Origin of the sequence: Bradyrhizobium sp., assembly GCF_016462955.1 — a bacterium.
Classification (GTDB): domain Bacteria; phylum Pseudomonadota; class Alphaproteobacteria; order Rhizobiales; family Xanthobacteraceae; genus Bradyrhizobium.
In genome coordinates this window covers 22,989-30,968 of record NZ_JAEMSD010000019.1, presented here as the reverse complement: position 1 = coordinate 30,968, position 7,980 = coordinate 22,989, and the positions used below count along the sequence as shown (strand labels likewise).

The 7,980-nt window shown below is 67.4% G+C and carries 5 protein-coding genes; 1 reads left to right on the top strand and 4 read right to left on the bottom strand.

Annotated features, from left to right (window positions below; all coding sequences use genetic code 11):
- Nucleotides 1-157 precede the first annotated feature (157 nt).
- The gene (locus tag JHD07_RS04135) at nt 158-898 is read left to right on the top strand and encodes a metallophosphoesterase family protein (RefSeq protein ID WP_291619279.1); all 741 of its coding nucleotides are present in this window, start codon (nt 158-160) and stop codon (nt 896-898) included.
- A gap of 17 nt (nt 899-915) precedes the next feature.
- Here the strand turns inward: JHD07_RS04135 and JHD07_RS04130 are convergent, their stop codons facing one another.
- The 4 genes from JHD07_RS04130 to addB form a co-directional block, all read right to left on the bottom strand.
- The gene (locus JHD07_RS04130) at nt 916-1,923 is read right to left on the bottom strand and encodes an ATP-dependent DNA ligase (protein ID WP_291619281.1); all 1,008 of its coding nucleotides are present in this window, start codon (nt 1,921-1,923) and stop codon (nt 916-918) included.
- Between the two features lie 144 nt (nt 1,924-2,067).
- On the bottom strand, nt 2,068-2,388 hold the full coding sequence (trxA, locus tag JHD07_RS04125; protein ID WP_027550064.1) for a thioredoxin: 321 nt from the start codon (nt 2,386-2,388) through the stop codon (nt 2,068-2,070).
- A 66-nt stretch (nt 2,389-2,454) separates the two neighbouring features.
- Nucleotides 2,455-5,961: a double-strand break repair helicase AddA gene (gene addA, locus JHD07_RS04120; protein WP_291619274.1), complete on the bottom strand. Its 3,507-nt coding sequence runs from the start codon at nt 5,959-5,961 to the stop codon at nt 2,455-2,457.
- Nucleotides 5,955-7,980, bottom strand: a 2,026-nt coding sequence (gene addB / locus JHD07_RS04115; RefSeq protein WP_291619272.1) for a double-strand break repair protein AddB, incomplete at its 5' end; no start/stop codon positions are given. The genes addA and addB, both read right to left, overlap by 7 nt.

Genomic DNA, 7,980 nt, shown 5'->3' with positions numbered 1-7,980 from the left:
GCACGCCGCCTGCATAGACGGTCTCGTGTCCCGGCCAAGCGCAGCGAAGCGGAGCGCAGAGCCGGGGCCCAGAATGCCGCGACATGGGCCCCGGCTCTGCAGCGCACCGCGGAAGGCGCGCTGCGCTGCGTCCGGGCACGAGAGGAGAACGACAACGATGCGTTTTGCCGCGATCGCCGATATCCACGGAAACTACCTCGCGCTGGAAGCCATACTCGCCGACATCCGCGCCCATGGCATCGTCGACATCGTCAATCTCGGCGACATGCTGAGCGGCCCGCTCGATGCGCGCCGCACCATCGAGATCCTGATGCCGCTCGACGCCGTGCACGTCCTCGGCAATCACGACCGCTATCTGCTCGACCGCCCGCCGGAGAAGATGGGTTCGTGGGATCGCCCCGCCTACGAACAGCTCGGCCCTGCGCACCTCGATTGGTTGCGCGCACAGCCGATGACGCGCGTGTTCCGCGATCAGGTATTTCTCTGCCACGCGACGCCCGAGAACGATGAAGTCTATTGGCTCGACACTGTGCATCCCGACGGCGCGGTGGCGCTATCGCCGCTCGATCGCATCGAGCAGTTTGCGGGAGGGATCACGCAGTCGCTCATCCTGTGCGCCCACACCCATCTCGCCCGGGCCGTTCGCTTGCGCGACGGCCGTGCGATCGTCAATCCCGGCAGCGTAGGCAGTCCCGGTTTTCGCGACAGGCATCCAGTCCCGCATGTCGTCGAGGCCGGCACGCCGCACGCCCGTTATGCGGTCCTCGAACGCGTCGATGCCGCCTGGCAGGTGACGTTCCGCCACGTGGTGTATGATCACGAAGCAATGGCCGCGCTGGCGCGGCGCAACGGCCAGCCGGAATTGGCAAACGCATTGGCGACGGGGTGGATCGAGTAGCTGTTCACTTCCGATGCTCACTTCAAAAGCTTCATCGGGTCCGCCACCTTCTGCTTCAGCTGCGCGAAGCTGCATTGCCGCGGCGCCTTGTCGGGACGCCAGCGCAGGATCGAGGTGCCGTGGCGAAAGCGCTCGCCGCTGAAATGGTCGTAGCAGACCTCGATCACCAGCTTCGACTTGAGCGGGCACCATTTCGCCGAGCGCTCGGTCGACCAGCGGCTCGGCCCGCCCGGCGCGTTGCCGGTGAAGCCGGGCTCGCCGATCAGCGCTTCGAGCCGATCGGTCAGAGCCGGCTTCGCCTCCGCCTTGATCGCGGAGGTGAAGCCGACATGATGCAGCAGGCCGGCATCGTCGTAGAGGCCGAGCAGCAGTGAGCCAACCACCTTGCGGCCCGCGATCTTGTTGCTGGCATAGCGGAAGCCGCCGATCACGCAATCGGCGCTGCGGTATTTCTTGATCTTCTGCATGCCGTCGCGATTTCCCGCCTGGTAGGGCAGGTCGATGCGCTTGGCGATGACGCCGTCCGAGCCGCCGCCGGATTGCGCCAGCCATTTCTTCGCCATCGCGTAGCTCGTCGTCGATGGCGAAAGACGGAAGAGGCTGCCCTTGAGGTTGGCTTTCGCAAAAGCATCCAGCGCCGGCCGGCGCTCGCGCAGCGTCTTCTCGGCCAGATCCTTGTCCCGGGCCGTCGCGAGCATATCGAACACGAGATAGAGCGCCGGCGTCTCCACCGAGAGCTTCTTCACGCGGCTCGCGGCCGGATGGATCCGTTGCAGCAGCGCGTCGAAGGAGAAGCTCTTGCCCTGCGGCACGACGAGCTCGCCGTCGAGCGTGAAGTGATCCGCCTTCAGGCTCAAGGCCGCGGCGACGATTTCCGGAAAATAGCGCGCGAGGTCTTCGCCCGACTTCGAGCGCAGGTCGACATCACCGCCGTTCCGCGAGAGCAGGCAGCGAAAGCCATCCCATTTCGGCTCGTATTGCCACTCCTTGCCGCGCGGGATCTCATCGACCGAGCGCGCCTCCATCGCAACGAGAGAGCTCGGTCTTCGGGCGCGCTTCGCGGGTGGAGCAGGCAAGGGCGGGACTCGTCATACGCTGGACACGTCCCATCAACGCAAACGGCCGGCGTTTCGCCGGCCGTTGTCGAAAATAATCTTACTGAAGGCCGATCAGACGGCGGAGGTGATCCACTGCTGCAGCTTCGCCTTCGGCGCGGCGCCGACCTGGCGGGAAGCCATCTCGCCGCCCTTGAAGATCATCAGGGTCGGGATCGACATCACGCCGTATTTGGACGCGGTCTTCGGGCTCTCGTCGACGTTGAGCTTGACGATCTTGACCTTGTCGCCCATCGCGCCGGCGATCTCGTCGAGGGCTGGCGCGATCATGCGGCAGGGACCGCACCATTCGGCCCAGAAATCGACGACCACGGGGCCGTTCGCCTTGAGCACTTCGGCTTCGAAATCGGCGTCTGAAACCTTGCCAACGGCCATGGAGAGTACCTCACTCGGTTGAAAGAGAATCGGCGCTGGAATCGCGCCCGGGATCATGGAGCCAACCTATGAACGGCCCCCTGCCGGGTCAAGGACGCTCACACCGAGATGAAGGGATGCCAGCGCCGCGTCCAGCGCGGGGGCCGAAATCTCCATGTATTCAAGGGTCTCGGTCCAGAGCAGAGCGGCGCGGACGGGCTTTTGGGGATAAAGCCGCAACAGCACCGCCCGGTACAGCGCAAGTTGCCGGACATAGGCCGCGGGCGCCTCGGCCGCGCTTCTGGGCGCCGCCTGGTTGGTCTTGAAGTCGACGATCAGGACCTCGTCGGGGCGAACGACCAGCCGGTCGATCTGCCCGGACACCAGGGCGGGGGTGCGGCCCGGCCGGTCCAGCTTGCCGACAATGGCGACCTCCGCCCGGCTGCCGGCGCTAAACACCGGGGCAAAACGCGGGTCAGTGATCAAGGCGAGCACCTTGCCCGCCAGCGCGATGCGGTCGGCCTCCGGCCAGTCCGAGGCGTTGCGCGCCATGAAGCCGAGCGCGGCCTCGCGGCGGCGCTCAACGGCGATATCGGGCAGGGATTGCAGGAGGCGATGCACCAGCGTGCCGCGCTGCAGCGCCAGCGCGCGGGACTGCACCGATTCGCCTGATCGCACGCTGCGGCCTTCATCGGCAGGCTGGCCCGAGGGACGTACGGGATCGTCGTCGATCGTCTCGCGCGCCGGCGTCCGCAGCCAGTCCGGCAACGCGACGGTGCGGTCCACGGACATCGCGGGCGCGCCTAGCGCGGCGACATCTTGCGGCCGGGCGAATCGGGTCACCTTGCCGAGTGGCGTCTCGATCACCTCCTTGTCGAGGCCCGCGCCTTTGAGCCCGGTGTCGACGAGGTCGTACCAGCTTAGCTTGCGCACCGTCCTCATGTTGCCGGGCATGCAGCCGCCGACGATCAGCCGGTCGGCCGCGCGGGTCATCGCGACATAGAGCAGGCGGCGATATTCGTCCTCGGTCTCCTCGAGCATGGCCTTGCGCGCGTCCGCGACCGGCTTGGGATCGTCTGCCTTGCGTCCCGCCCAAACCACGACCTCGCCGCCATTGCCGCGCGGCACGTGGATCAGCCGCACCCGCTGCGAATCCGCAGGCGAGGAGGTGGTGTCGACCATGAACACAACGGAGGCCTCCAGGCCCTTGGCGCCGTGCACGGTCATCACCCGGACCTCGTCGCGCGAGATCTCCATGTCGCGCTTCACCTCGGTATCGGCCGAGCGCAGCCAGGCCATGAAGCCCTGCAGCGAGGCCGGTGCCTTGCGCTCGTAGTTCAGCGCCAGTTCCAGGAATTCGTCGAGCGCATCATTAGCCTCGTGGCCGAGCCTGCGCAGGATGCGCGCACGGCCGCCGTCGCCGCCGAGCAGCCAGGCGTAGAACGCGAACGGCGTCTCCTCGCGGGAGAGCATCTCGCAGGCTTCCAGGCGCCGCAATGCCGTGGCGAACTTTTCGCGTCCAACCGCGTGCTCGCCGAGCGCACGGCGCAGCGAGCCCTTGCGGTCCCAGGCCAGCGTGAACAAATCGTCGTCATCGAGCCCGAACAGCGGGCTCTTCAGCGCGACCGCGAGCGCGAGATCGTCCTGCGGCAGCAGCAGCGCGTCGGCAAGGTTCATCAAATCGATGATGGCGATATGCTCGGTCAGCTTGAGCCGGTCGGCGCCGGCGACCGGCACGCCGGCGTGCTTCAGTGCCTGGATCACGGCGTCGAATGCGTTGCCCCGCCGCCGCACCAGGATCAGCATGTCGCCATAGCGTAGAGGACGACGTTCGCCCTCGTGCCCCGTCAGCGTGCCGCTCTCGACCAGCCGCTTGATCTCGGCCTGGATGCGGCGGGCGAGCTTGACCTCGGGACTGGTGACGGCGACGCCGTCGAACGGGGCCCGCCAGCCCTCGATGTCCTGCCTGTCGTCGGCTTCGGCGAGATCCCACAGCTCGACGACGCTCGGGCCCGCGTCGCTGAGCGAATTGTGCAGGGGGTGGCCGATGTCGATCGAATGAATGCTCTTGTAGATCGTGGGCTCGCGAAAGACATGATCGACCGAGTGCAGGATCGTGGCACCAGAACGGAACGAATAGGTGAAGGCGACCGGGTCGAACTTCAGCCCGGCGGCCTTGAACCTACGGTCCAGCTCTCGTTTGCGCTTGTCGAACTCGTGCGGGTCGGCGCCCTGGAACGAGAAGATCGATTGCTTCTCGTCGCCGACCGCAAACACCGTTCGGTTCAGCCCCTCGCGCGCGCCTTCGCCGGCCGTGAACTCCGAGATGATGTGGGCGACGATGTCCCATTGCCGGGGGCTGGTGTCCTGGGCCTCGTCGATCAGCACATGGTCGACGCCGCGGTCCAGCTTGTAATGCACCCAGCCCGAGGCGACGCGGTTCAGCATCGCCAGCGTCTTGTCGATCAGGTCGTCATAATCGAGCAGCCCTCGCTCCTGCTTCTCACGCCGGTAGTTCGCGGCGGCCGCGGTCGCGATCCGCAGCAGGGCCGCGCTGCGGTCGCGCATGGTCACCGCGCGGCGCTTCTCGATCAATCCGGCGAGGCGCTGGGCCTCCGCTTCGAACAGGCGGGCCACGGACGGGTTGTGCTCGCAAAACTTCTTGGTCAGCACCGCCTTGCGCGGCAGCCTGTCGTCGGTGAGGAAGACGCATAAGTAAGCATCGACCTGTGCGCCGGCGGAGAACACTTTGGCCTCCCGTAGCCGCCCCGCCTGGTCATTGTCCGATTTGCTGCCGTCCTGCAGCGCGAGGGCAATGTCGTCCCAGCGCGATCGCGGCAGGAACGGACCGTCGAGAATTTCCGTCTCGACATCCTCGAGGCGGTCACTCACGTCAACGCCCAGCACCGCAGCTATCTGGGCAGCCGCCGCTTCGACGTTGCCGGCCTCGTCGGTCCAGGCCATGAAATGATCGCGGCTGAGGCAGGCCTCGCGCACGACCTCCTTGAAGGTGACGTCGGCAGCGCTCCCCATCGCCGTCAGCAGCGCGCGGCCGGTGACGCTTTCGGGGTCGCGCGCGGCCTCCAGCAGCACCTTCAGGTTGGCGCGCTCCATCATATCGCTCTGGTCGCGCTCGTCGATCACGGCAAAGCGCGCAGGAACGTTGGCCTCGAACGGAAACTGCTGCAGCAGGCGCGTGCACAGCGCGTGGATGGTCTGCACCTTCAGCCCACCCGGCGTCTCCAGCGCGCAGGCGAACAGCTTTCGCGCGTTTCGGCGCAAGCTTCTGTCAGGATGCGGGATGCCGACGGCGCGGATCGCGGCATCGAGCGCGGTGTCATCCAGCGTCACCCAATGGCCGAGCGTGGTGAACACGCGCTCGGCCATGTTGGCGGCAGCAGCCTTGGTGAAGGTGATGCAGAGGATCTTTTCCGGCGGCACGCCCGACAGCAAGAGGCGGATCACACGCTGCACCAGCACATGCGTCTTGCCCGAGCCGGCATTCGCCGACACGAAAGCGGATGCAGTCGGATCGGAGGCCCGCGCCTGCCGCGCGCGCACCTCGTCAGGGATGGGTCGTGGCGCCTTCACCATTCCTCGATCCCCAATCCGCCGGCCGCGGACCATTCCTTGATCCGCGCGAGGTCGTCATAGGTGCCGTAGCGGTTCGACCACATCGGCAGGTTCAGCGAGGTGTAGGCCTGGTTCTCGTCCTCGAAGGCGCGGATCAGCGCTTCCAGTTTCGTGCGCGCCTCCGCGGCAGCAGTATCCGGCGGCTGCGGCTCGTCGCCCTGCTTGAACTTGAGCTCGAGGACGCGCTCCTCGCCCGGCGGATTGTTGCCGCTGAGGCGGACATAGACGAGCTGACTCACGGGGGAGCCGGCGTCGATCCCGGGAAAGCCGCCCTCGCGCAGGATCGCAGCTTCAAGCGTCAGCTGCGGCGACAGGCCCATGCGGACCTGCTTGCCGGTCGGCGGCTGCCCGGTCTTGTAGTCGAGAATGGCGTAGCCGCCGCCCTTGCGCCGCTCGATGCGGTCGGCACGCGCCGAAAGGCGAAAGCTGCGCTGAGCATCGAGCGCGATCGAGATCTCGCCGTGGGTCTCGGCGACGATCGCCTCGATTGCGTCCCGCCGCGCGGTCTCCCATTCGCCGAACCAGCGTGCGATGCGCTGGAAGCGCGGCCACCACAGCGCCCGCGCTTCGGGCCGCTCCATCAACGGCGCGAAATGCTTCTCGCCGATCGCGCGCAGCACGCGTGCGGGATCGTCGGGCAGATGCGTCGCAAAGCTCTCCGTGAACTCACCGATCGCATCGTGAATCGCCGAGCCGCGGTCGGCCGCCGACAGCGGCATGTCGACGGGGTCGAGCGCATCGAGCCGCAGGATGTGCTTCGCATAGATCGTGTAGGGATCGCGCAGCCAATCCTCGATCGCGGTGACCGACATTTTCAGCGGCCGCGTCGCGCGCGGCGGCCGCGGCTCGGGCTGCTTGACCGGCTTGACTTCGGCGGGCTGGTCCAAAGCGGCGGCGAACTGCACGTATTTATCGCCGGCGCGAACGGCCGCCTTCCAGAGCTGGTCGCCGGCCACCGCCTCCAGCCGGTGCAGGAAGCGCGACGCCACGGCCGGGGCGCCGCCGGCTTTGGCGGAATGCGTGAGGATCACCTCGTCCCCGCCGAGCAGCTGGGCAAAGTCATGCGCGGAGAGGCCGATGCGGCGCTCCGGCAGGTCGAGCCCGAGCTCGTGCCGCATCGGCCGGCTGAGCCAGGGATCGATGCGCGGCGCCGGCGGCCAGACGCCCTCGATCAGGCCGCCGACGATGATGCGGTCGGCCTGCATCAGCCGCGATTCCAAGGGACCGTAGATTTGAAGCCGCGCGCCCGGCCTGTCGCGACGGCGCACCGCGCGATCGCCGAACGCGGTCTGAAACACGTCGGGATAATCGGGCAGCGGCACCATCAATCCGCTGGTCGTGCCGCCGCGCAGGAGGTCGTCGAAAGCGCTCGCAAGCGCGAGGCCGTCACGATCCTCGAAGGCGAGCGGAATGCCCTGCTCGTCGCCCGACAGCGCGATCATGATCTCGCGGTGCCGGTGCGCGAGCTCGGCGAAGTCTTGGGGTTTCGAGGAGGCCAGGCTCTCGATCGGCGCCAACGACTTTTGCAGGACATCGACCAGCGCCTGGATGCGATCGAGGTCTTCCGCCTTGAGGCGCGCCCGCGGCTCGGCGCGATGCAGCGCGGAGACCTCACTGCGCCACAGCTTCGCCAGCTCCTCGCGAAAGCGGTTGAACTCGCGCAGAAGACCTGCCGTGCCTGCGGGCGGGCGCGTGCCGCGCAACAGCGCGAGCTCGAGGCTCTCGATCGCCGCCTTCCATGCACCGGGCGCGCGGCCGAGCCGGCACAGCGGATGCTTGAGCATCGCCAGCAAGGTCGGCGGCTCCAGGCCCTTGGTCGCCGCCTCCGCCGCGAGACGCGCGAACGTGCCGGCGGATGTCTCCATCAGGACGTCGCCGCCGGAATCGTCGAAGGCAAGATCCCAGCGGGTCAGCGCCGCCATCACCCGCCGCGCCAGCGCCCGGTCGGGCGTGACCAGTGCTGCGGATTTGTCGAGATGC

Excerpts from the sequence above, each read along its gene's own strand:
- trxA (WP_027550064.1), bottom strand. The coding sequence starts at position 2,388 with ATGGCCGTTGGCAAGGTTTCAGACGCCGATTTCGAAGCCGAAGTGCTC.
- addA (WP_291619274.1), bottom strand. The coding sequence starts at position 5,961 with ATGGTGAAGGCGCCACGACCCATCCCTGACGAGGTGCGCGCGCGGCAG.
- JHD07_RS04130 (WP_291619281.1), bottom strand. The coding sequence starts at position 1,923 with ATGGAGGCGCGCTCGGTCGATGAGATCCCGCGCGGCAAGGAGTGGCAA.
- JHD07_RS04135 (WP_291619279.1), top strand. The coding sequence starts at position 158 with ATGCGTTTTGCCGCGATCGCCGATATCCACGGAAACTACCTCGCGCTG.